The 20,632-nt window shown below is 29.4% G+C and carries 25 protein-coding genes; 17 read left to right on the top strand and 8 right to left on the bottom strand.

What is annotated here, in order from left to right:
- Window positions 1-5 precede the first annotated feature (5 nt).
- Genes thiS through L8X40_RS06880 form a run of 5 tightly spaced genes read left to right on the top strand, consistent with a single transcriptional unit; the run spans window position 6 to window position 3,491 of the window.
- Entirely contained in the window at window positions 6-197 is a 192-nt protein-coding gene (thiS, locus tag L8X40_RS06900) for a sulfur carrier protein ThiS (protein WP_066006795.1), read from the top strand.
- On the top strand, window positions 194-994 hold the full coding sequence (gene thiF / locus L8X40_RS06895; RefSeq protein ID WP_214136074.1) for a thiamine biosynthesis protein ThiF: 801 nt from the start codon (window positions 194-196) through the stop codon (window positions 992-994). The genes thiS and thiF overlap by 4 nt, the downstream gene beginning before the upstream one ends.
- Window positions 994-1,752, top strand: coding sequence for a thiazole synthase (locus tag L8X40_RS06890; protein ID WP_214136075.1), 759 nt, complete (start codon window positions 994-996; stop codon window positions 1,750-1,752). Before thiF ends, L8X40_RS06890 begins: the two co-directional genes overlap by 1 nt.
- A 1-nt stretch (window position 1,753) precedes the next feature.
- Complete coding sequence (gene thiH / locus L8X40_RS06885) at window positions 1,754-2,887, top strand: 2-iminoacetate synthase ThiH (protein WP_263667583.1); 1,134 nt, start codon at window positions 1,754-1,756, stop codon at window positions 2,885-2,887.
- Complete coding sequence (locus L8X40_RS06880; protein ID WP_261545293.1) at window positions 2,877-3,491, top strand: thiamine phosphate synthase; 615 nt, start codon at window positions 2,877-2,879, stop codon at window positions 3,489-3,491. Before thiH ends, L8X40_RS06880 begins: the two co-directional genes overlap by 11 nt.
- A gap of 4 nt (window positions 3,492-3,495) precedes the next feature.
- Here the strand turns inward: L8X40_RS06880 and L8X40_RS06875 are convergent, their stop codons facing one another.
- Entirely contained in the window at window positions 3,496-4,857 is a 1,362-nt protein-coding gene (locus L8X40_RS06875; RefSeq protein ID WP_214126429.1) for a DASS family sodium-coupled anion symporter, read from the bottom strand.
- A 206-nt stretch (window positions 4,858-5,063) separates the two neighbouring features.
- Here L8X40_RS06875 and mapA point away from each other — a divergent pair, with 206 nt between their 5' ends.
- From mapA to L8X40_RS06845, 6 genes are all read left to right on the top strand, one after another.
- Window positions 5,064-5,711 (top strand): outer membrane lipoprotein MapA, encoded by a 648-nt coding sequence (gene mapA / locus L8X40_RS06870; RefSeq protein WP_261545283.1) that lies wholly within the window; start codon window positions 5,064-5,066, stop codon window positions 5,709-5,711.
- A complete protein-coding gene (locus L8X40_RS06865; RefSeq protein ID WP_087700870.1) occupies window positions 5,708-6,289 on the top strand; it encodes a ComF family protein in 582 nt (193 codons plus the stop codon). The genes mapA and L8X40_RS06865 overlap by 4 nt, the downstream gene beginning before the upstream one ends.
- Window positions 6,290-6,310: 21 nt before the next feature.
- Window positions 6,311-8,881: a DNA gyrase subunit A gene (gene gyrA / locus L8X40_RS06860; protein ID WP_263667582.1), complete on the top strand. Its 2,571-nt coding sequence runs from the start codon at window positions 6,311-6,313 to the stop codon at window positions 8,879-8,881.
- Window positions 8,882-8,942: 61 nt separating this feature from the next.
- Window positions 8,943-9,461 carry an LPP20 family lipoprotein gene (locus L8X40_RS06855; protein WP_087700868.1) on the top strand — a complete coding sequence of 173 codons (519 nt, stop codon included), beginning with the start codon at window positions 8,943-8,945 and terminating at the stop codon, window positions 9,459-9,461.
- The gene (locus L8X40_RS06850; protein WP_263667581.1) at window positions 9,437-9,883 is read left to right on the top strand and encodes a hypothetical protein; all 447 of its coding nucleotides are present in this window, start codon (window positions 9,437-9,439) and stop codon (window positions 9,881-9,883) included. Before L8X40_RS06855 ends, L8X40_RS06850 begins: the two co-directional genes overlap by 25 nt.
- Before the next feature lie 61 nt (window positions 9,884-9,944).
- A complete protein-coding gene (locus L8X40_RS06845; RefSeq protein ID WP_263667580.1) occupies window positions 9,945-11,147 on the top strand; it encodes an ABC transporter permease in 1,203 nt (400 codons plus the stop codon).
- Between the two features lie 10 nt (window positions 11,148-11,157).
- Here the strand turns inward: L8X40_RS06845 and L8X40_RS06840 are convergent, their stop codons facing one another.
- From L8X40_RS06840 to L8X40_RS06830, 3 genes are read right to left on the bottom strand one after another with little or no spacing between them, the layout of a single operon-like run.
- On the bottom strand, window positions 11,158-11,715 hold the full coding sequence (locus tag L8X40_RS06840) for an SCO family protein (protein WP_261530296.1): 558 nt from the start codon (window positions 11,713-11,715) through the stop codon (window positions 11,158-11,160).
- A gap of 3 nt (window positions 11,716-11,718) precedes the next feature.
- A complete protein-coding gene (locus L8X40_RS06835; protein WP_261530297.1) occupies window positions 11,719-12,165 on the bottom strand; it encodes a hypothetical protein in 447 nt (148 codons plus the stop codon).
- Window positions 12,165-12,584 (bottom strand): copper chaperone PCu(A)C, encoded by a 420-nt coding sequence (locus L8X40_RS06830; protein WP_263667579.1) that lies wholly within the window; start codon window positions 12,582-12,584, stop codon window positions 12,165-12,167. Before L8X40_RS06830 ends, L8X40_RS06835 begins: the two co-directional genes overlap by 1 nt.
- Window positions 12,585-12,692: 108 nt before the next feature.
- On the opposite strand from L8X40_RS06830, the gene L8X40_RS06825 reads away from it, so the two are divergent.
- The 3 genes from L8X40_RS06825 to L8X40_RS06815 are packed head-to-tail and all read left to right on the top strand — an operon-like array spanning window position 12,693 to window position 14,933.
- A complete protein-coding gene (locus L8X40_RS06825) occupies window positions 12,693-13,679 on the top strand; it encodes a L,D-transpeptidase family protein (protein WP_261545292.1) in 987 nt (328 codons plus the stop codon).
- The gene (locus L8X40_RS06820; protein WP_261530299.1) at window positions 13,679-14,686 is read left to right on the top strand and encodes an alanine racemase; all 1,008 of its coding nucleotides are present in this window, start codon (window positions 13,679-13,681) and stop codon (window positions 14,684-14,686) included. The genes L8X40_RS06825 and L8X40_RS06820 overlap by 1 nt, the downstream gene beginning before the upstream one ends.
- A 37-nt stretch (window positions 14,687-14,723) precedes the next feature.
- A complete protein-coding gene (locus tag L8X40_RS06815; RefSeq protein ID WP_261530300.1) occupies window positions 14,724-14,933 on the top strand; it encodes a hypothetical protein in 210 nt (69 codons plus the stop codon).
- A 6-nt stretch (window positions 14,934-14,939) separates the two neighbouring features.
- Here the strand turns inward: L8X40_RS06815 and L8X40_RS06810 are convergent, their stop codons facing one another.
- The 4 genes from L8X40_RS06810 to hemB are packed head-to-tail and all read right to left on the bottom strand — an operon-like array spanning window position 14,940 to window position 19,024.
- Window positions 14,940-16,208: a (Fe-S)-binding protein gene (locus L8X40_RS06810; RefSeq protein WP_263667578.1), complete on the bottom strand. Its 1,269-nt coding sequence runs from the start codon at window positions 16,206-16,208 to the stop codon at window positions 14,940-14,942.
- A gap of 1 nt (window position 16,209) precedes the next feature.
- Window positions 16,210-17,565, bottom strand: a complete 1,356-nt coding sequence (gene hemN / locus L8X40_RS06805) for an oxygen-independent coproporphyrinogen III oxidase (RefSeq protein WP_214126439.1) — start codon at window positions 17,563-17,565, stop codon at window positions 16,210-16,212.
- On the bottom strand, window positions 17,552-18,037 hold the full coding sequence (locus tag L8X40_RS06800; protein ID WP_087700857.1) for a DUF2603 domain-containing protein: 486 nt from the start codon (window positions 18,035-18,037) through the stop codon (window positions 17,552-17,554). The genes hemN and L8X40_RS06800 overlap by 14 nt, the downstream gene beginning before the upstream one ends.
- Window positions 18,038-18,046: 9 nt before the next feature.
- A complete protein-coding gene (gene hemB / locus L8X40_RS06795) occupies window positions 18,047-19,024 on the bottom strand; it encodes a porphobilinogen synthase (protein ID WP_261530303.1) in 978 nt (325 codons plus the stop codon).
- A gap of 70 nt (window positions 19,025-19,094) precedes the next feature.
- On the opposite strand from hemB, the gene ribA reads away from it, so the two are divergent.
- The 3 genes from ribA to L8X40_RS06780 are packed head-to-tail and all read left to right on the top strand — an operon-like array spanning window position 19,095 to window position 20,601.
- Window positions 19,095-19,655 carry a GTP cyclohydrolase II gene (gene ribA / locus L8X40_RS06790; protein WP_214126441.1) on the top strand — a complete coding sequence of 187 codons (561 nt, stop codon included), beginning with the start codon at window positions 19,095-19,097 and terminating at the stop codon, window positions 19,653-19,655.
- On the top strand, window positions 19,652-20,245 hold the full coding sequence (rsmG, locus tag L8X40_RS06785) for a 16S rRNA (guanine(527)-N(7))-methyltransferase RsmG (RefSeq protein WP_263667577.1): 594 nt from the start codon (window positions 19,652-19,654) through the stop codon (window positions 20,243-20,245). The genes ribA and rsmG overlap by 4 nt, the downstream gene beginning before the upstream one ends.
- A complete protein-coding gene (locus tag L8X40_RS06780) occupies window positions 20,239-20,601 on the top strand; it encodes a hypothetical protein (protein WP_087700853.1) in 363 nt (120 codons plus the stop codon). Before rsmG ends, L8X40_RS06780 begins: the two co-directional genes overlap by 7 nt.
- The last annotated feature ends 31 nt before the right edge of the window (window positions 20,602-20,632 follow it).

Genomic DNA, 20,632 nt, shown 5'->3' with positions numbered 1-20,632 from the left:
AAAACATGATTATCAATGGGCAAAAGCTTGAGTTAAAAGAGCTTAGATTTATGGATTATGTTAAAGAAAAGCAATTAAAAATAGAATTTATTGCCTTAGAATTAAACGGAGAAATTATCCCAAGGGATAAATTTGAAAATTTGATTTTAAAAGAAAATGATAAAGTAGAGATTGTTACTTTTGTAGGTGGTGGTTGATGAGAATTAAATTTAATGGTAGTGTGATAGACACGCATTTTAAAAATACTTTGGATTTTTTTCAAAGTGTGAGTAAAAATGAAAATGATGTATGGATAGTCAATGGTTTTGCGACAAAAGAAAGTTTGGAGTTAAAAGAAAATGATGAGCTTTTTTGTATAGAAAAAAATACTTTACCACCATATGAAGCTCTTGATGCGATGATGAGGGCAAGACATACTCCAAAACTTCATAATAAGCTTAAAAAGGCAAGTGTGGCAGTGTGTGGACTTGGTGGACTTGGCTCGCATATAGTTATAAATTTAGCAAGAAGCGGGGTTGGTAGGCTTCATTTGATTGATTTTGATGTGGTTGAGCCAAGTAATCTTAACCGTCAAGCTTATATGGTGGAAGATTTGGGTAAATTTAAGGCTGAAGCTTTAAAAGAACAAATTAGTAAGATTAATCCTTTTATAGAAGTGTTTGCACAAGTTTTAAAAATAGAAAAAGAAAATATAGCCGAGCTTTTTACAAATGATGATATAGTTTGTGAAGCCTTTGATAGTGCAAAATACAAAGCTCTTTTAGCGCAAAATTTTCACCAACACTATCCTCAAAAAACATTAATTTGTGCTTCTGGCTTAGCAGGATATGGCGATAGTAATAGCATACAAACAAGAAAAATCGCAAAAAACTTTTATGTTTGTGGTGATTTAAAAAACGAGGCAAAAGTAGGCAATGGGCTTATGGCACCGCGTGTAAATATTTGCGCAGGACATCAAGCAAATTTAGTTTTAGAACTTTTAGCGAGCGAGTAATGGAAAAATTAAAAATAGGAAAATATGAGTTTAATTCCAGGTTTATTCTAGGCTCTGGAAAATTTTCTTTTGAGCTTATAAAATCAGCCATTAAAGAAGCAAAAGTTGAGATTATCACCTTAGCTTTGCGCAGAGTAAATGATAAAGGCATAGAAAATATACTTGATTTTATCCCAAAGCATATCAAGCTTTTACCAAATACTTCAGGTGCAAGAAATGCTAATGAGGCATTGCGTATAGCAAGACTTGCAAGAGAGCTTGGTTGTGGAGATATGATTAAGGTTGAAGTAATTAGCGATAGTAAATATTTATTACCGGATAATTATGAAAGTATAAAAGCGGTGGAACTTTTAGCAAATGAGGGTTTTACACCTTTAGTTTATATGTATCCTGATTTATATGCAGCGCGTGCCATGGCTAATGCAGGAGCTGCTGCTATAATGCCTCTTGGAGCTCCTATAGGAAGCAATAAAGGTTTAGAAACTAAAGAATTTATACAAATTTTACTTAATGAAATTAGCTTACCTATTATAGTAGATGCGGGTATAGGAAATCCAGCGCAAGCTTGTGAAGCTATGCAAATGGGAGTAAGCGCAGTGATGGCAAATACTGCCATAGCTCAAGCTAAAGATGTAGCAAAAATGGCAAAAGCTTTTGCTTTAGCTATAGATGCAGGATATAATGCGTATTTAGCAGGTATAGCAAATGAAAGCACACCAAGTGCAAGCTCGCCTTTGAGTGGTTTTTTAAGAGATTAAAATGCAAAAATATCCTCATATGCAAAGTATTGAAAGTGAAATTTTAACTAAGGTTTTAAAAGAAGTTGAAATTTTTGATGAAAGTAAATTTAGCGCTTTTGATGTAAAACAAGCCTTAGCTAAAGATTATCTTAACATAGATGATTTAAAAGCTTTGCTTTCAAGCGCAGCAGAAGTTTTCATAGAAGACTTAGCACAAAAATCTAGTAAGATTACTCAAAAATATTTTGGAAATTCCATTTTGCTTTTTACACCTTTATATCTTTCTAATTTTTGCAATAGCAAATGTATCTATTGTGGATTTCAAAAAGGAAATAACATTAAAAGAGCTAAGCTAAACGAGGCTGAAATTCACAAAGAAATGCAAGAGATTAAAAAAAGTGGCTTGGAAGAAATTTTACTCTTAACAGGTGAGGGCAGGGAATATGCTAGCGTAGAATATCTTGCCAAAGCTTGTGAGATAGCAAAAGAGTATTTTAAGGTAGTTGGAATTGAAGTTTATCCTATGAATGTAGATGAGTATGCACTGCTTCATGAAAAGGGTTGTGAATATGTAAGTGTTTATCAAGAAACTTATAATCAAAAAACTTATTCTAAAATTCATATTGAAGGTGAAAAAAGTGTATTTGAGTATCGTTTTCATGCACAAGAGCGAGCGTTAAAAGCAGGTATGAGAGGGGTTGCTTTTGGAGCTTTACTTGGCGTGGATGATTTTAGAAAAGATGCTTTTACCACGGCTTTACATGCGTATTTTTTACAGCAAAAATACCCTCATGCTGAAATAGCTTTGTCTATTCCTAGATTAAGACCTATTATCAATAATAAAAAAATTCATCCAAAAGATGTGAGCGAAACAAGACTTTTGCAAGTTTTGTGTGCTTATAGATTGTTTTTGCCTTTTGCAAGTATTACTATTTCTACGCGTGAAAGAGCAGGTTTTAGAGATGGAGTTATTAAACTTGGAGCTACTAAAATGAGTGCAGGTGTGAGCGTGGGAGTGGGTGAACATCAAGGTGATAAAAAAGGAGATGATCAGTTTCAAATTAGTGATATGCGTAGTGTTGATGAGGTTTTAGCTATGTTAAAAAATGCAAATTTACAAGCTATAATGAGTGATAGTATTTATGTGGGATAAAAAAATCATTGCTATTAGCGATAGTCAAAATACCCAAGGAGATTTTTTAAATTTTATTGAAAAGTTAAGCCAAAGTAGTATTGATGCTTTAGTGCTTAGAGAAAAACATTTAGATGAGTTAGAATATACTAAATTAGCCAAAGAAGTATTAAAAATTTTTAATAAAACTCAAAAGATTTGCTTTTTGCATTATCATTATGAAGCTTGTTTGAAATTAAATCATCAATTTTTTCATGCTCCTTTATTTGTTTTACAAAATTACCCACAAAGCTATAAAAAATTTGAGCTTTTGGGTACTTCCATCCATTCTAAAGAAGAATTAGATTTAGCTTATAAGCTTAAATCAAATCATGCTTTTTTTGGGCATGTATTTAAAAGCTCATGTAAGGCTGATTTGACTCCAAAAGGTATTAAGAATTTAAAAGATTTGTTAGAAGTTTCAAAAATACCCATTTATGCCATAGGTGGTATAAATACTCAAACTATAAATCACTTAAAAGATTTAAATTTAGTAGGTGTGTGTATAAGAGAAGCTTTGTATAAAAGTGAAAATGTAGAAAATTATATTTTAAGATGTAAAGATCTTTTAGTCCAAAAGGACTAAAAGATTATAACCAGAAGAAATAAGCAATCACAGCAAGGCTAATTGAGCAGAATATATTTAGTATAATTCCTACTCTTACCATTTCTTGCTGTTTAATATGCCCTGTACCAAAAACTATAGCATTTGGTGGTGTAGCAACTGGTAGCATGAAAGCACAAGAAGCACCGATGGCAATGATTAAAGCAAGTCCTAAAGCAGGAACACCTAAAGTATCTGCTATAGAGATAAATAAAGGCACAAGCAAGGCTGCTGAAGCAGTATTTGAGGTAAATTCTGTTAAAAATACTATAAAAAAGGCCACGATTAAACCTATAACAAATAAATGCCCATTTTCTATAAATGAAATAATAGTATCAGCCATAACTTTGCTAGCACCTGAATCTTTTAGTACCACACTTAGAGTAATACCTCCACCAAAGAGCATTAATACACCCCAATCGGTATTTTTTTGTATATTTTTCCAATCTATCACTTTAAAAGCACATACTAAAACAGCAGCTAATAAAGCAATGATTGCATCAAGATTTGCTATTTTATGTCCAAAAATACTTGTAATGATAGGACCTATATTGCCACTAAAAATCCAAGATAATGCAACCACTAAAAAGATCACTAAAGTGATGATTCTAGGTCTTGTAAGTTCTATATTTTCAGTGTGTAAATCAACTTGTAGATTAAATTTAGGTTTGAACATAAAATACAAAATTAAAATCATTGCAGGTAAGAAGATTAAAACAATAGGAATACCATATTTTAACCACTGTGCAAAGCTAATGTGTAATTGAGTAGCAACGATAGCATTTGGCGGGGTTCCTACTATAGTGCCTATACCACCTATGCTCGCACTAAAAGCTATACCTAAAAGAATAAAAACATAAGTATTTCTATCTTTTTCTGGATCAAGTGAAGCTAGCATACCTATAGCAAGTGGAAGCATCATGGCAGCTGTTGCAGTATTACTCATCCACATAGATAAAAATGCGGTGGTAATAAAAATATATAAACTTGATAAACCCAAATGTCCTTTTGCGAGGGTTAAAATTTTATGTGCAATCAGTTTATCTAATTTTTGATGATGCATAGCTGCAGCCAGAGCAAAACCACCAAAAAATAAAAAAATATTTGAATCAGCAAAACCGGTTAAAGCTTTAGCGGTAGGTAATAATCCTAAAATAGCTGCTAAAACAGGTACTAAAATAGCTGTAATGGTAACATGTAAAGCTTCGCTAAGCCATAAAACAGCAATAAAGATTAACAAAGATAAACCTTGATTTACTTTGGTTTCACCAAAAGGGGAAAAATAAAGCAAAGCGATAAATAACACCAAATCAGCAATGACTATGAGTGTTTTTGTATTTGAACTCATTTAACAACTCCTTTAAAATATTGTAGTTTTGTAACATATTCTAAATGAATTTTTATTTAAATGTCAATTTTTATATAATTTTTTTTATATAAAATTCTTCTTGTGTGAAAAAAAGTAAGTTTTAGTAAAATTTATTTGTTTTTGGTATAATTTTTGCTATTTCAAAAAAATAATAATCTTTAAAAAGATGATTCTAAGGAAAGAAGATGCTTAAAAAAATATTTATATTTACTCTAGCTTTATTTTTTAGTGCTTGTGCGGTAAATTCTAAAAATCAAGGTATAGCTAAGGTTAATGAAGTTATAAAAATTCAAGCAGAGTGTTATAATCCTTCTAGTCCTAAAGCTTATGAAGCAAAAATTAAAGGCCTTGTATATATTAGTGATGTAGGGCTTAAGTATTGTGCAAATAAAAGAACGCTTGATAAAAGTGTTTCTTTGAAAAAAGTTTATATTCATAGAGTGTATGATTTAAATGAGAATTTAAAATATTCTTCTTCTAATGGAAGTAATTATTACATCAATGAAAATTTTAACTACTATTTTTATGTGTTTTTAAAAGAAGAATTAGAAAATAGAGGTATAGTTGTAGTGGAAGATACACAAGATTCTCCTTATGTTTTAAAAGTAGATTTGAGTTTTAATGATTTTTATTCTAAATTTGATTCTGATTCTTTATTTTCAATTATTGCTAGTCAGTTAATACTAAAAGATATTAATATCAATAAAACTATTAATATTAAAACCAAACAAGAAGTTAAAGGTTTTTATAATATCAAAGATCTACCTTTTTTTACTCAGCTTCTTATAAAACAAGTGGCTAATAAATCTGCAGATATTATCAGCTCTTTGTGAGGTGTTTTAATTGTCATGGATTTTCCTTTGCGAGCTTTTGTCCAGCTTGCAAGGAAGAACTTTTAGAATATTCTTTGGGCATAAGAGAACTTGAGGGAAATTTTAAAGTTTATTATTTTTATCAATATGAACAAATTAAACATCTAATTTATTTTAAACACAAATTTCAAGGATATTTTGTTTTAAATGCGCTTGCAAAATTAAGCTTTGCTAAATTTAAAGATTTTTTTCAACCATCTTGTGAAATTAATGCTATAGCCTTGGATGATAAAACATATAAAAACTACTCTCATACTGCTATTTTAACCAAACATTTAAAAACTCAATTTATAAAACCTATGTATTATACTTTGCAAGCTAGTTCAGAATTTAAATATAGTGGAAAAAGTTTGCAATTTCGTAAAGATAATAAAAGATCTTATAAGCTTTTAAGGCATCCAAAATACCCTGTAATTTTAGTAGATGACGTGGTAACTACAGGATTAAGTTTACTTGAAGCAAAAGAGTTTTTAGAAAAAAATAATATTGAAGTGCTTTTTGCTTTAGTTTTAGCTAATGCAAAATTTGATACAATATAGGCATTAATTTTAAGGATTTTTATGGAAAATATTTTTACTAAAGATTCAGATATTGAAAATATAGATATAGAAAGTTCTATAAAAAGTAGTTATTTAGATTATTCTATGAGTGTTATTATAGGTCGTGCTTTACCTGATGCTAGAGATGGGCTTAAACCTGTTCATAGAAGAATTTTATATGCTATGAATGATTTAGGTGTGGGAAGTCGTAGTGCGTATAAAAAATCAGCGCGTATAGTGGGTGATGTAATCGGTAAATACCATCCACACGGTGATACAGCTGTATATGATGCTTTAGTAAGAATGGCGCAAGATTTTTCTATGCGTTACCCAAGTGTAGATGGACAAGGAAACTTTGGTTCTATTGATGGAGATGGCGCTGCTGCGATGCGTTATACTGAAGCTAGGATGACGATTTTAGCTGAAGAGCTTTTGCGTGATATAGAAAAAGACACGGTTGATTTTATACCAAATTATGATGATTCTATGAATGAACCTGATGTTTTACCTGCTAGGGTGCCAAATTTATTACTCAATGGTTCAAGCGGTATTGCAGTAGGTATGGCTACTAATATTCCTCCGCATAGTTTAAATGAGCTTATTGATGGCTTACTTTATTTAATTGATAATAAAAATGCAAGCTTAGAAGAAATAATGCAATTTATTAAAGGACCTGATTTTCCAACTGGTGGTATTATCTTTGGTAAAAAAGGTATTATAGAAGCTTACCGCACAGGTCGTGGTAGGGTAAAAGTAAGAGCAAAAACTCATATTGAAAAAAGAGCTAATAAAGATATTATTGTTATAGATGAACTTCCTTATCAAACTAATAAAGCAAGATTAATAGAGCAAATTGCTGAACTTGCTAAAGAAAAACAAATTGAAGGTATTGCTGAAGTTAGAGATGAGAGCGATAGAGAAGGAATTCGCGTGGTAATTGAGTTAAAACGTGATGCTATGAGTGAGATTGTGTTAAATAATCTTTTTAAATCCACTACTATGGAGAGTACTTTTGGTGTTATTATGCTTGCTATACATAATAAAGAACCAAAAGTTTTTTCTTTAATTGAGCTTTTAAATTTATTCTTAAATCATAGAAAAACTGTAATTATTAGAAGAACTATTTATGAATTGCAAAAAGCTAGAGCTAGAGCGCATATTTTAGAAGGTTTAAAAATTGCACTAGATAATATTGATGAAGTGATAGCTTTGATTAAAAACTCTCCTGATAATCCAACGGCTAAAAATTTGTTAATGCAAAAATTTGGCCTAAGTGAACTTCAATCTAATGCGATTTTAGATATGAAACTAGGCCGTTTAACAGGACTTGAGAGAGAAAAGATTGACAATGAATTAAGAGAATTATTAGCAGAAATTGAAAGACTTGATCAAATTTTAAAAAGTGAGACTTTGCTTGAAAATTTAATCAAAGATGAGTTAAAAGAAATCAGAACAAAATTTGATGTACCAAGAATCACTCAAATTGAAGATGATTATGATGATATTGATATAGAAGATTTGATACCAAATGAAAACATGGTGGTTACTATCACTCATCGTGGTTATATTAAGCGTGTCCCAAGTAAACAATATGAAAAACAAAAACGCGGCGGTAAAGGTAAAGTTGCAGTCACAACTTATGATGATGATTTTATAGAAAGTTTCTTTACAGCAAATACGCATGATACCTTGATGTTTGTTACTGATCGCGGACAGCTTTACTGGCTTAAAGTTTATAAAATTCCTGAAGGAAGTAGAACTGCTAAAGGTAAAGCCGTGGTTAATCTCATTAATTTACAAGCAGATGAAAAAATTATGGCAATTATCCCAACTACTGATTTTGATGAGAGTAAATCATTGTGCTTCTTTACTAAAAATGGTATCGTAAAACGCACAAATTTAAGTGAATATCAAAACATTAGAAGCGTAGGTGTAAAAGCGATCAACTTAGATGAAAATGATGAACTTGTTACTGCAATTATCGTAGCAAGGGATGAAAATGAAACTCAAGAACAAAATTATGAAGAAATTTTAGAAAATGAAATGCTTGAACCTAATGAAGAGCTTGATAATACTGTCGTTGGCAAAATGCTTTTTGCAGTTACTAAAAAAGGCATGTGTATTAAATTCCCACTTGCTAAAGTTAGAGAGATTGGTCGTGTAAGTAGAGGGGTAACTGCGATTAAATTTAAAGAAAAAGATGATGAGGTTGTAGGTGCTGTTGTTATAGAAAAAGACGCTCAAGAAATTTTAAGTGTAAGTGCAAAAGGTATAGGTAAGCGTACTGATGCTGGGGAATATAGGCTTCAAAGTAGAGGCGGCAAGGGTGTTATTTGTATGAAACTTACTGCTAAAACAAAAGATTTAATCGGAATAGTTATAGTTGATGAAAGTATGGATTTAATGGTGTTAACAAGTAGTGGTAAGATGATACGCGTTGATATGCAAAGTATTAGAAAAGCAGGTAGAAATACAAGTGGTGTGATTGTTGTTAATGTGGAAAATGATGAGGTTGTAAGCATTGCTAAATGTCCTAAAGAAGAAGATGAGGAATTAGATGCTGAAACTAATATGGATTTAAATTTAGAATAGTAAAAATTTTGGAATACTTTTTGCTATTTTGATAAAATCAAATAAATTGAAGGTGTAAAAAATGAAAAAAGTTGTTTTTATGTTTTGTTTGGCTTTGGGTTTTAGTGCTTGTGCGCTAGATCAAAGAGGTATGAATCCAAATCAAACTAAAGCTGCTCAAGCTGCAAGTTCTGATGTTGTGGTTCAAAAAGTAGACAAAGATGATGTGCGTAATATCATTAGAGAAGAAAAAATGCTTGCAAATGATACAAGTGCAGACAATGATCTAACTTTTACAGCAGTGGGCGAGGGTATTGCTCCTTTAAATACGGTTTCTGTTGGTCAAGCTTTGGCTTTGGCTAAAAGAGCAGCAATCACCGATGCTTATAGACAATTAGCTAGTAAGTTATATGGTGTAAGAGTTAATGGTAAAGATACAGTAAAAGATGCAATGCTTAAAAGCTCAACTATCACAGCGCAGGTAAATGGTTTGATTAAAAATGCAAGTGTAGTTGATCAAGACTTTAAAGATGGTCTTTATAGAGTAAATGTAGAACTTAAAATTGATGCTGACAAGTGGAAAGAATTGTTTGCTTATTAATCCTTATAATTTTTAATGCCACTGCCCAAGATGAATTTATATTTTGGGCAGAACTTTCTAATAAAAATTTTATCCTTTATCATCAAAATGAAACTATTTCTATGGCTATGACTAAAAGTAAAAATAAAAATTTAGAATATGCTTGTGAGTTAGTATATACACCAAGTGATTTGAAAGCTTTAATACGTAATGATTTTGGTATAGTAGCTGAAGAGAAAATGACAAAGTTAGATAAATTTAACTTTTTAAATGCTCATAAAAATGATTTAATTGATTGTTTTTTTAATTCAAAAATAGATGTAAAAGACTTTGTAAAAAGTGAGCAAGCAAGTGCACAAAGTGAAACTTATGTGAGAATTTTACCACTAAGATTTGTAGTTGAATTTCATGATAATAGTGCCTTTATATATTATCTTAAATAATACAAAGCTAGCTTTTATAAAAATCAAGTTAAAATACTTAAAAAAATATTAAGAGTAGAAAATGCAAAAAAATATTCCTCGTTATTTATTATTTAAATATTTGCGTTTTGATAAAGATCAACCCTTTATTATGCTTTCAAAAATTTTAGCTTTTTTAGGTGTGAGCATAGGGCTTTGCGTGCTTTTAGTTGCAATGGCTATTATGAATGGCTTTGATAAAGAATTTGAAAGAAAACTTTTTACGATGAATTATCCTATCACTATATTGCCACGTTTTAGAGCAAGTGTGGATGATAAATTATTGCAAGAATTAAGAGCTAAATTTCCAAATTTATTATTTAGTCCTTATATTGCTACTCAGGTTATAGCAAGAAATGATTTAAAATTAGAAGGTGGTATGCTTTTTGGGGTTAATTTTGAAGATGAAAAAAAGATCAATGAAGTAGTAGCGCAAGCTTTAGAGGATAAAAAATTAGATAATTTTGATATTTTAATTGGTAAGGGTTTAAAAGATGAATTCGGACTTGATTATAATGAAAAAATAACTCTAATTTTTTCAAATCTAAATGCTAGTGGACTTTCACTTATCCCACAGGTTAAAAGATTTGATGTTAAGGCTGATTTTTCTTCAGGACTATTAGCCTATGATAAAGCTTATATGTATACAGATGTAAAAGCTTTAGCTAAGATTTTGTCATATCCCCAAGGACATTATGATGGAGTGCATGTGTATTCAAATAAACCTTTTGAGGATATTAAGCAAATTGAAGCTTTTTTGGGTGCAAGGTATGCTAGTATAGGTTGGTGGGAGCAAAATGGGAATTTCTTTGCAGCGCTTGCTTTGGAAAAAAGAGCTTTGTTTATAGTATTGATGTTGATTATTTTGGTTGCAAGTTTAAATATAGTAAGTTCTTTATTGATGATAGTAATGAATCGTCGTAGTGAGATAGCTTTGTTACTTTCTTTAGGAGTTAGTAAACTAGAGATTAAGAAAACCTTTTTTTCTTTAGGATTTTTAATAGGTGGAAGTGGTATTATAGCAGGTGTGATTCTTGCAGCTATAGCTTTGTGGGTGCTTGGAAATTTTGACATCATTTCTTTACCAAGTGATGTTTATGGTATGAGTAAATTGCCATTAGAGCTTTCTTTAGTTGATTTTTGTGCTACACTTTTTGGTGCTATTGTGATAGTGAGTTTATCTTCTTATTATCCTGCTAAAAAAGCAACGCAAGTAGATATTTTAGATACTTTAAGAAACGAATAAATTGAGAAATTTATTCGTTTAAGAATTTTTGAATTTCATTGAAAAAGTTTTCATAGCTAATATCTTTGATGGTTTTAATAAATTTTCCATTTTCATTAATCAAATAAAACTCGCCACTATGCGCTATAGAATATCCCATAGCAGAATCTTTAAGATTGATTTTTTCATATACCACACCATAGTTTTTAGTAACTTTTTCTAATTCTTTTTCATCTTTAGCAACTAATGCAGTTGAATTTGGGTAAAAATACTTTACCCATTGATTAGTTTGAGTTAAGTTGCTATCTCTTGCTGGATCTAGTGAGATAAATACCACATGAGCTTTTTCTTTATTTGGCATTTTTTCTAAAACATTAGCAATCAAGGCAAGCTCACTAGGACAGACATCAGGACAATATGTATAGCCAAAATATACAATTAATTTTTTACCAATAAAATCTTTTAAACTAAGTATGCCTTTTTCAGAATTTAAGTGAAAATTGTATTTGTTATTTTCAAAATACCGCACAGATATAAAAAACACCCCAAAAATTACCACAATTAATAAAAAAATATTTATTTTTTTCATATTTTACCTTTTTACATCAAAGTCAAAATAAAAATCTAGCGGAGTTTCATCATCAAAAAGCTCTATTCTAAAACGCATTATATCTAGCGTGCAAGAGCTTAAAACTAATTTAGCATGGTAAGTATTGTTGATTTTTTTAAATTGTGGAACAATATCTCCCATATACATATTAAGTCCATAAACCCTAGCATTGAGTTTTTTAAACTCACCTAAATTAGTGATATTTAAATCAAGCTCGTTTAATGTGGCTATAGGCTTTGGATTTAAATTTACTAATACCTTTTTATCTTTAAAATTATACTCACACTCTTGGGTATTTAGATCGCATGTTAGAGGCGTTAGAGTGGTGATTAATTCTCTCTTTTTCCCGGTATTTGATGAATTAGTATAAAAATAAGCCCCGCATATAGCAAAGACTATAGCTAGGGCAAAGACAAGTAGATTTTTCATTATTTTTTAATGCTTCTTGACTCGATATCTTTTAGTTTGATTGTGCTATTATCATCAAAGTAAAGCGTTAGATTAGCTTTGGTTTGTGGTGTGATATTTTCTTTAAGATTTAATACCATAATATGTTTACCACCAGGTTTAAGTTTGGTGCTTGAATTAGCTTTTATAGTAATTTGAGGGATTTGTATCATCATTTTTTTACCATTTTCCATGATATGATCATGAATTTCAGCTGTATCGCTTAATGAACTTTGAGCTTTGATGAGTTTTATATCTTTATTAGAGTTGTTTTTAAGCTCTAAAAAAAAGGCCGTGGTTTTGGAATTTGGTGGAGTTTGTCTTACATAGGGATCATTTACAGTGATGTTGTTAGCTAAGGTAAAAGTGCTTAAAAGAGCTAAGCTGAGTATTTTTTTCATTATTTTCCTTTTTTAATTTGGTTAATTATAAACATTATACACGGAAAAAATTAAAAATATATTTATTGTAAAAATATTATAATTAGCTCTTTGTTGTTTTAAATTTTAATAGAAAGGTATAAATTGTTTAAAGTTATATTAGCATTGTTTAGTTTAGCTGTATTTGCAAATGCAAGTGAACTTGCAAAAATTTATTTAAATCAAGGTATTAATGCGGTTGAAAAGGTATTAGAACAAGAATTAAGTAAGAAAGATTTTTGGCTTAATGAAATAAAAGATAAAAATGTTAGCCTTGGTTACTATGAAGAAAATGTTGCAATCGTTTTAACTAATAAAAGTGATAAAATCATTAGAGTTTATCATTATAATAATGGCAAAGTAGAAAAGAAATTTATTCAAAAAGATGTTTTAACTGGTTTAGCTGGAGATAAAGAAGTAGAAGGGGATTTAAAAACTCCTATAGGTTTTTATGAGCTTGGAAAGAAATTTTATCCTGGTGATCCATATTATGGACCATTTGCTTTTGCAACAACTTATCCAAATGTTTTAGATAAAACTTTAGGTAAAACAGGTGGTGGAATTTGGATTCATGGTTATCCTTTGGATGGAACGCGTTTAGATACTTATAAGACTAGAGGTTGTATTGCTGTGCAAAATGATTTGCTAGAAGATTTTAATAAATTAGTAGCCGATAGAAAAGCTTATGCAATGACAGAAGAAAAAAATAAAGTAAGAGCAAGTCATGAAGAAATAGCTATTTTATTAGCAAATTTATTTGCTTGGAAAGATAGTTGGCAAAAAAGTGATATCAATAAATATTTATCTTTTTATGATAAAAAAATTTTTAAACATAACAATAAATCTACGTATGAACAGTTTGCAAAAAATAAAGAAAGAATTTTCGCAAAAAAAGAAGAAAAAAATATTAAATTTTCAGATCTTAGTATAAGTCCTTATCCAAATGAAAAAAATGAAAAAATTTTTAGAATAGGATTTTATGAAGATTATCGCAGTACTAATTATAAATTCAAAGGAGAAAAAGTTCTTTATGTCAAGCTAGTTGAAGATAAAATGCAAATTTTAGCTGAACAGTAATGGCTTATATAAAAATTGATCGCTTGGCTTATGAATACAATCTTGATTTAATAGCCTCTAAGGCTGGGGGTTATGAAAAAGTAATTTGTGTTTTTAAAGATAATGCTTATGGGCATGGAGCTAAGCTTTTAGCTCCTATAGCTAGAGCAAAAGGTGTAAATTTTATAGCAGTAAAAAATGAAGCTGAGGCAAAAGAATTAGAAGATATTTTTGATAATATTTTAATTTTATCCCATCATCCACATGGCAATGAAAGTGAAAAATTTATTTATGCTTTAAATGATAAAAATGATATAAAAAAACTCAAAAAAAATATCAAAATTCATTTAGTTATAGATACAAATATGCATAGGAATGGAATTTTACCTGAAGAAATTCAAGAAACTATATATGAGCTTAAAAATCATAGTTTACAACTTCATGGAGTGATGATGCATTTTGCAGGAAGTGATGAAATAGATGCAAGTTATTTTGTGCAAAAGCAAAAATTCCAACACGCTAAAGAGTTAATTTATAATTTATTACAAGAAGAGGCTAAAAACTTAGTATTTCACTCTCATAATTCTGAAGCCTTATTTAGAGCAAATACTTTAGAAGTTGATGAGTATTGTAGAGTAGGGCTTGTACAATTTGGTTATGCGTATTTTAGTAAAGATTTACGTAAAGTCATGAGTTTATGGGCTGAAAAATTAAGCCAAAGAGTGTTAAAAAAAGGTCAAAGTGTTGGTTATGGTGGTATGTATAATGCAAAAGAAGATCTTGAAATAGCAACTTATGATTTAGGTTATGCAGATGGACTTTTGCGCTATGATGGAAAACAAGAATTTTTTCTTCCTAATGGTAAAAAAATACTTGGAAAAATGTCTATGGATAGTTTTTCTTGTGAAAATGGTGGTGAGGAAATTTGTGTTATGAATGATGCAAATGTTATGGCTAATTTTTTTAATACTATTAATTATGAAATTTTAGTCAAACTTTCCCCTAATTTAAAAAGAATTGTAATTTAAGATAAAAAATACTAATATATCTAAGGAGAGATAGATTATGGCGTTTTTAAACTGGGCTATTTTAATTTTATTTTTATTTATAGTGTTTTTACTAATTAATCGCTATGAAAGGAAAATAAAGATTTTATATAAAAATATAGAAATCTTAAAAAATGAATGCAAAAAAAATAGTGAAAACATAGAACAAAATAGAATTTTAATAGAAAAAAATAGATCAAATATTGAAGACATAAAAAATCAAGATTAGTTTTTACTAATCTTGAAGTGATCTTGCTATTAATTCTAAAGGATGTAAGAACTGCGTGGAGATTTTTTCATGCTCTAGTGCATTTGAAATTTGCATTCTACAAGCTGAGCATTCTGCGCTAATGATTTCCACATCACTTTTTTGTATGTTTTGAGCTTTTTTTATGCCAACTTGTAAAGCTTTTTTATGATAATCAGTTTGCATGCTCACTCCACCAAAACCACAACACTCATTCGAGTTAATAAGTTCTTTAAAAACATAATTTTGTTTCAGTAAAGTTCTTGGTTCTTTAAAAACTCCTTGCATTTTTCTTGCATGGCAAGGATCATGATATGCAATTTTTGTGTTTATTTTTTTCTTTGTTTTTAAAAGTTCTTCTAAATTAGTATATTCATAAAAATACTTTGTTGCAAGTAGTATTTTACTAGAAATATTTTTAGCTCTTATTGCCCATTCTTTATCTTTTTGCATATGAAAAAAATGTTCATAATCTATATTAATCATCGCAGAACAGGTTGCTTCTGGAATAATGATATAATCTAGTGTTTTTAATTTTTCTTCAAAATAAACAATATTTTTTTTAGCCAATTTTTCTACACTTTTAAAATCTCCGGTAAAATAATGAGGAGCACCACAACAAGATTGATCTTTTAATAAATCAACATTAATTTTAAGATGCTTGCAAATTTCAAGTAAGGCAAAACCTGTATTAGTATAAGAATAATTAGATAAACATCCTATAAAAAGTCCTATAGTTTTTTCGCCCTGATTATTTATAAAATCAGGATTTGAAGCTAAAAAACTTTTTTTAGCTAAAGAAGGTAGCAAACGACCTTTTTTTATTAAAGGTAGGTTAAATTTGGCTTTCATTCCCAAATTTTTATATTGTAAGCTAAAAGCACAACTTTGAAAAACATAGCCTAATTTTGCTAAAATATCTAAAGTTCTTCTATGTCTTAGAAAAAAGAAAGCAAGTTTTTTATACCATGCTATGCTAAATTTTTGAGCTATATCAAAGCGTACTTTTTCAATAGCACTATCCACTCTTAAATGACTTGGGCAAACTTCAACGCAATTTGTACATAAAAAACATGATTCAAAAGTTTTTTTAAGATTTTTATCAAGTTCTAGTTCTTGGCTTTCATAAGCGCTGATTAGATCCAAAAAACCACGAGGAGAAGTGCTCTCATCGCGGTTTATCTCATGTATAGTACAAACTGGTATGCATTTGCCACATTTTACGCAAGCATTAGAGATTTCATTAATGTTTAACATATCAAACCGTTTTGGAAAATACTTTTTTATCTTCACTAATACGTTTTAGATATTTATCAAAACACATAGCAATATTACGTATTAAAAGCACTCCTGTTTCATTAACTTTGATATAATTTTTATCTATAGTGACAAATTCATTAAGCCCTTCAAGTTCTTTTAAATCATGCTTAAAATACTCAAAAAAATCAATCTTAAATTTACTTTCTACATTTTTTATATTAAGGGCAAAATTACTCATAAGTTCCATAATAACAGCTTTTCTTAGTTCATCATCATCATTAAGCATAATGCCTTTTTCACAAGGTAATCTACCCTCATCAATAGCTTTTTCATAGCTTGGCATATCTTTGAAATTTTGCATATAATGTCTTTGTCCTTCACCTATACTTGTTAAGCCAATACCAATTAAATCAGTTCCACCTTTTGTGGTATAACCTTGGAAATTTCTATGTAAGCTGCCATTTTCTAAAGCTTTAAAAAGTTCATCTTGTGGTTTTGCAAAATGATCCATTCCTATCATTTTATAGCCATTTTGAGTTAAAAATTTTTCACAATATTCTAAAATTTGAAGCTTTATATCAGGGCTTGGCAATGTACTTTCATCAAATTTTCTCATATTTTTTTTAAGCCAAGGCACATGTGCGTAGTTAAAAATAGCAAAACGATCAGGATTGATTAATAATGCTTTTTCTAAAGTTTGTTTAAAGCTTTCTAGGCTTTGATAAGGAAGACCATAGATTAAATCCATATTTACCGAGTTAATACCTTTTTTTCTTACCATATCTACTGCATTTTTGGTTAATTCAAAAGGTTGAATTCTATGAATTTCTTTTTGAACCTTTTCATCAAAATCTTGCACACCAAAACTAATACGATTAAAACCATTTTGGATTAAAACATCTGCTTGTTCTTCATTTAAAAATCTAGGATCAATCTCGCAACTTACTTCGCTATCTTGGGTAAAATTTGGAAAAATACTTTTTATTTTTAAAATCAAACTTTGTAATTGTTTAGCGCAAAAGAAAGTAGGTGTGCCACCACCAAAATGCATTTGTGCTACTTCTCTTTGAGTATTGATGATATTTGCTAAAAGATCAAGTTCTTTAAAAAGATAGTTTAAATATCTTTCTTTGCTTTCTTCTTTAGCAGTATATATTACATTGCAACCACAAAAATAACAAGCGCTTCTACAAAAAGGCAAATGAAAATACAAAGATAATTGCGCTTTTTGTTCTTTTAAAATTTGTATATAATCCTCATATTTAAATTGAGTGTTAAATTCTACTGCAGTAGGATAAGAAGTGTATCTAGGTCCTGCTTTAGAGTATTTAATAAAGCTTTTATAATCTTTCATTTAACTTTACCTTTTGCATCATTTCTTTCATATCAATAAACAAGTTAGGATGTTTTGCATGGATATTGCTGATTAATTGATCTAAATCAATATTAACTTCTTTTATACCTTTGGCTACTTGATGTTTAATCTCATCCATTGCAACTGTCCAAACATCATTAAAGTCAATAGGAATTTGTTGATAAATAGCCTTTTCAAGTTTAAGCTCAAAATTATCTTTTTGCATTTCTTTGGCATTTTGTAAGAACTCAATTAAGGTTTTTACAGAAAACATAGTTTTAACTTCATCATTTTCGTCTACTATAAACCATGGTTCAGGTGCTAACTCATGGCCATTTTTTAGGCTTAACTTTTTTTCTTTATCGTTAATGTGGGTGAGATGAAATATAGTTTGATTGTGCTTTTCTATGCCTAAATGGCTTGATAACTCATTGATGATATCTTGAGAACTTTTTTTACTTAGACTATTCAATCTTGATCCTTATTTGTTTAGTAGTTTTGCAATTTCTTTTGCATGATAGGTTATAATAAGCTTAGCTCCTGCTCTTTTAAAGGCAAGCATAGTTTCAAGCACTATTTTTTCATAGTCAATCACACCTGCTTTTTGACCCGCTTTTAACAAAGCATATTCTCCACTTACATTATACACACAAAGTGGAAGCTTAGAGTGATTTGCTATATCTTTAACTACATCTAAATACGCAAGTGCTGGTTTAACCATCAAAATATCAGCACCTTGTTTTTCATCTTCTAAACTCTCACATAAGGCTTCTTTACCATTGGCAAAATCCATTTGATAGGTTTTTCTATCTCCATAACTTGGTGCAGAATCAGCCACATCTCTAAAAGGCCCATAATAAGCTGAGGCAAATTTGGTAGAATAAGCCATAATAGGTAAATTTTCAAAACCATTTTCATCTAAGGTTTTTCTTAAAGTTTCAATAATACCATCCATCATACCGCTTGGTGCTATCATATCAGCGCCGTTTTTGGCATGAATTAGAGCTTGTTTGGCTGAAATTTCCAAAGTTAAGTCATTATCTACGCTTTTGCTTTTTGGATCAATAATGCCACAATGACCATGATCGGTATACTCACAAAAACAAAGATCAGTAATCACTACTAAATCAGGAAATTTTGCCTTAATAGCTCTTAGACTTGTAGCTATCAAACCATCATCACTTAATGCATCACTGCCACAGCTATCTTTTTTAGAGCTTTCCAACACACCAAATAAAATAATCGCTTTAATACCAAGATTAACTAACTCTTCGCATTCTTTTAAAATTTCATCTAAGCTCATTTGAAACACACCTGGCATAGACGTGATTTCATTTTTAATATTAGTACCATTGACAACAAAAAGTGGATAGATTAAATCATCTAAATTTAAAGTATTTTCTTTTACTAGGCTTCTAATATTCTCATTAAGTCTTAATCTTCTAAAGCGTTTAAACATAAATTTCCTTTTTGTTTGTTAAAATTGCTTAAATTCTAGCATATTTTTTATAAAAAGGTAAAGTAAAATAATGACTATTCAAATTTCTGAAATAGCAAAACTTCCCACTCGTTTTGGAGAATTTAATATACAAAGTTTTAAAGAAAACGATAAAGAACATCTTTGTATTTTTAAAGGGAAATTAGAAAAAGAAGTTAATATTAGAATCCATTCAGAATGTTTAACGGGCGATGTTTTAGGAAGTTTAAAGTGTGATTGCGGAGAACAGCTTGATTTTTCTTTAAAATATATCCAAGAGTATGGTGGTATGGTGATTTATCTAAGACAAGAAGGAAGAGGTATAGGGCTTTTTAATAAAATCAATGCTTATGCTTTACAAGATAAAGGTTTTAACACTATAGAGGCAAATCATCAATTAGGATTTAAAGCAGATGAGCGTAGTTATGAAATAGTAGATTTTATACTCAAATATTATAAGATTTCTAAGATTAATCTTTTGACTAATAACCCTGAAAAACTTAGCTCTTTGAAAGGAAAAGTAAATTTAAGAATTCCTATTTTAATTGAAGCAAATCGTTTTAATAAAGATTATTTAGAAATTAAACATACGCAAATGGGGCATTTAAATTGAAAACTTACGAAGAGCAATTAAATTTTTTAAAAGACTTTGCAAATAAAGATGATTTTTTCCAAAAAATCACACTCTATAAAGAGTTGCTAAAAAAATTTAATGCTGTACATAATCTAACTCATCTTGAAAACATAGACGATAATATTATCGATAGTATAAAAATTTTAGATTATTGTGATTTGACTGATAAAAAAAAGGTTATCGATATTGGAAGTGGAGCCGGTTTTCCTGCGATATTTTTAGCATGTATTTTGGGAAATAGTAATTTTTTTCTATTTGAGCCTAGTGTTAAAAAGGCTTCTTTTTTAAGAGTAATCAAAACTGAACTTAATTTGATAAATGTAAGTATTATAAAGGAAAAATTACAAAATCATCCACCTTTTAAAGCAGATTTAATCACCTCAAGAGCATTGATGGATATAAAACCTTTGATTGCAATTTCAAATGGTTTTTATGATGAAAAAACTTCATTTTTGCTTTATAAAGGTAGCGAGGTTTATGATGAACTACAAGGAATGAAAGATTATAAAATTTTCAACCGTGGTTTTAGAAATTATTGTCTTTTAAAGGTAAAGGAAAAATTATGTTGATTTTTGGACACCCTTTGATAAATATGCAAAAATTTAGTTTTTATGAAAATATTTTTATAAAAACAAATGTAAATTGTTTTGATTATAATGAGCAAAATATAAAAAGTGCAAAAGATGAAAAAATAGATTTTGCTATATATGCTAAGAATGAGGAAGAAATTTTACTTTCTAATGCACTAGGGGCAAAATATATTTTAATAGAAGATGAAAATTTGGCCAAAACTGCTTCAAAAATAGCTGAATTTTATATGTTTGATTCTAAAATTTTACTTTTGCTTGATACTTTAAAAAACAATCTAAAAAAAGCTTATGAATTAAGTGTAGATGGTGTTTGTTTAAAATCTTATATTAGATAAACTAAACCCATTAAGGGTTTAGTTTAATTAT

It is taken from the genome of Campylobacter sp. CNRCH_2013_0855, assembly GCF_025773025.1.
Lineage (GTDB): Bacteria > Campylobacterota > Campylobacteria > Campylobacterales > Campylobacteraceae > Campylobacter_D > Campylobacter_D jejuni_C.
The sequence above is the reverse complement of the archived record's forward strand: the minus strand, read 5'-3'. Positions and strand labels throughout refer to the sequence as shown.

Excerpts from the sequence above, each read along its gene's own strand:
- L8X40_RS06880 (WP_261545293.1), top strand. The coding sequence starts at position 2,877 with ATGTGGGATAAAAAAATCATTGCTATTAGCGATAGTCAAAATACCCAA.
- L8X40_RS06845 (WP_263667580.1), top strand. The coding sequence starts at position 9,945 with ATGCAAAAAAATATTCCTCGTTATTTATTATTTAAATATTTGCGTTTT.
- hemN (WP_214126439.1), bottom strand. The coding sequence starts at position 17,565 with ATGAAAGATTATAAAAGCTTTATTAAATACTCTAAAGCAGGACCTAGA.
- L8X40_RS06835 (WP_261530297.1), bottom strand. The coding sequence starts at position 12,165 with ATGAAAAATCTACTTGTCTTTGCCCTAGCTATAGTCTTTGCTATATGC.
- L8X40_RS06890 (WP_214136075.1), top strand. The coding sequence starts at position 994 with ATGGAAAAATTAAAAATAGGAAAATATGAGTTTAATTCCAGGTTTATT.
- L8X40_RS06875 (WP_214126429.1), bottom strand. The coding sequence starts at position 4,857 with ATGAGTTCAAATACAAAAACACTCATAGTCATTGCTGATTTGGTGTTA.
- L8X40_RS06780 (WP_087700853.1), top strand. The coding sequence starts at position 20,239 with ATGTTGATTTTTGGACACCCTTTGATAAATATGCAAAAATTTAGTTTT.
- L8X40_RS06815 (WP_261530300.1), top strand. The coding sequence starts at position 14,724 with ATGGCGTTTTTAAACTGGGCTATTTTAATTTTATTTTTATTTATAGTG.
- L8X40_RS06810 (WP_263667578.1), bottom strand. The coding sequence starts at position 16,208 with ATGTTAAACATTAATGAAATCTCTAATGCTTGCGTAAAATGTGGCAAA.
- gyrA (WP_263667582.1), top strand. The coding sequence starts at position 6,311 with ATGGAAAATATTTTTACTAAAGATTCAGATATTGAAAATATAGATATA.
- hemB (WP_261530303.1), bottom strand. The coding sequence starts at position 19,024 with ATGTTTAAACGCTTTAGAAGATTAAGACTTAATGAGAATATTAGAAGC.
- mapA (WP_261545283.1), top strand. The coding sequence starts at position 5,064 with ATGCTTAAAAAAATATTTATATTTACTCTAGCTTTATTTTTTAGTGCT.
- L8X40_RS06840 (WP_261530296.1), bottom strand. The coding sequence starts at position 11,715 with ATGAAAAAAATAAATATTTTTTTATTAATTGTGGTAATTTTTGGGGTG.
- L8X40_RS06855 (WP_087700868.1), top strand. The coding sequence starts at position 8,943 with ATGAAAAAAGTTGTTTTTATGTTTTGTTTGGCTTTGGGTTTTAGTGCT.
- L8X40_RS06830 (WP_263667579.1), bottom strand. The coding sequence starts at position 12,584 with ATGAAAAAAATACTCAGCTTAGCTCTTTTAAGCACTTTTACCTTAGCT.
- ribA (WP_214126441.1), top strand. The coding sequence starts at position 19,095 with ATGACTATTCAAATTTCTGAAATAGCAAAACTTCCCACTCGTTTTGGA.
- L8X40_RS06820 (WP_261530299.1), top strand. The coding sequence starts at position 13,679 with ATGGCTTATATAAAAATTGATCGCTTGGCTTATGAATACAATCTTGAT.
- thiS (WP_066006795.1), top strand. The coding sequence starts at position 6 with ATGATTATCAATGGGCAAAAGCTTGAGTTAAAAGAGCTTAGATTTATG.
- thiH (WP_263667583.1), top strand. The coding sequence starts at position 1,754 with ATGCAAAAATATCCTCATATGCAAAGTATTGAAAGTGAAATTTTAACT.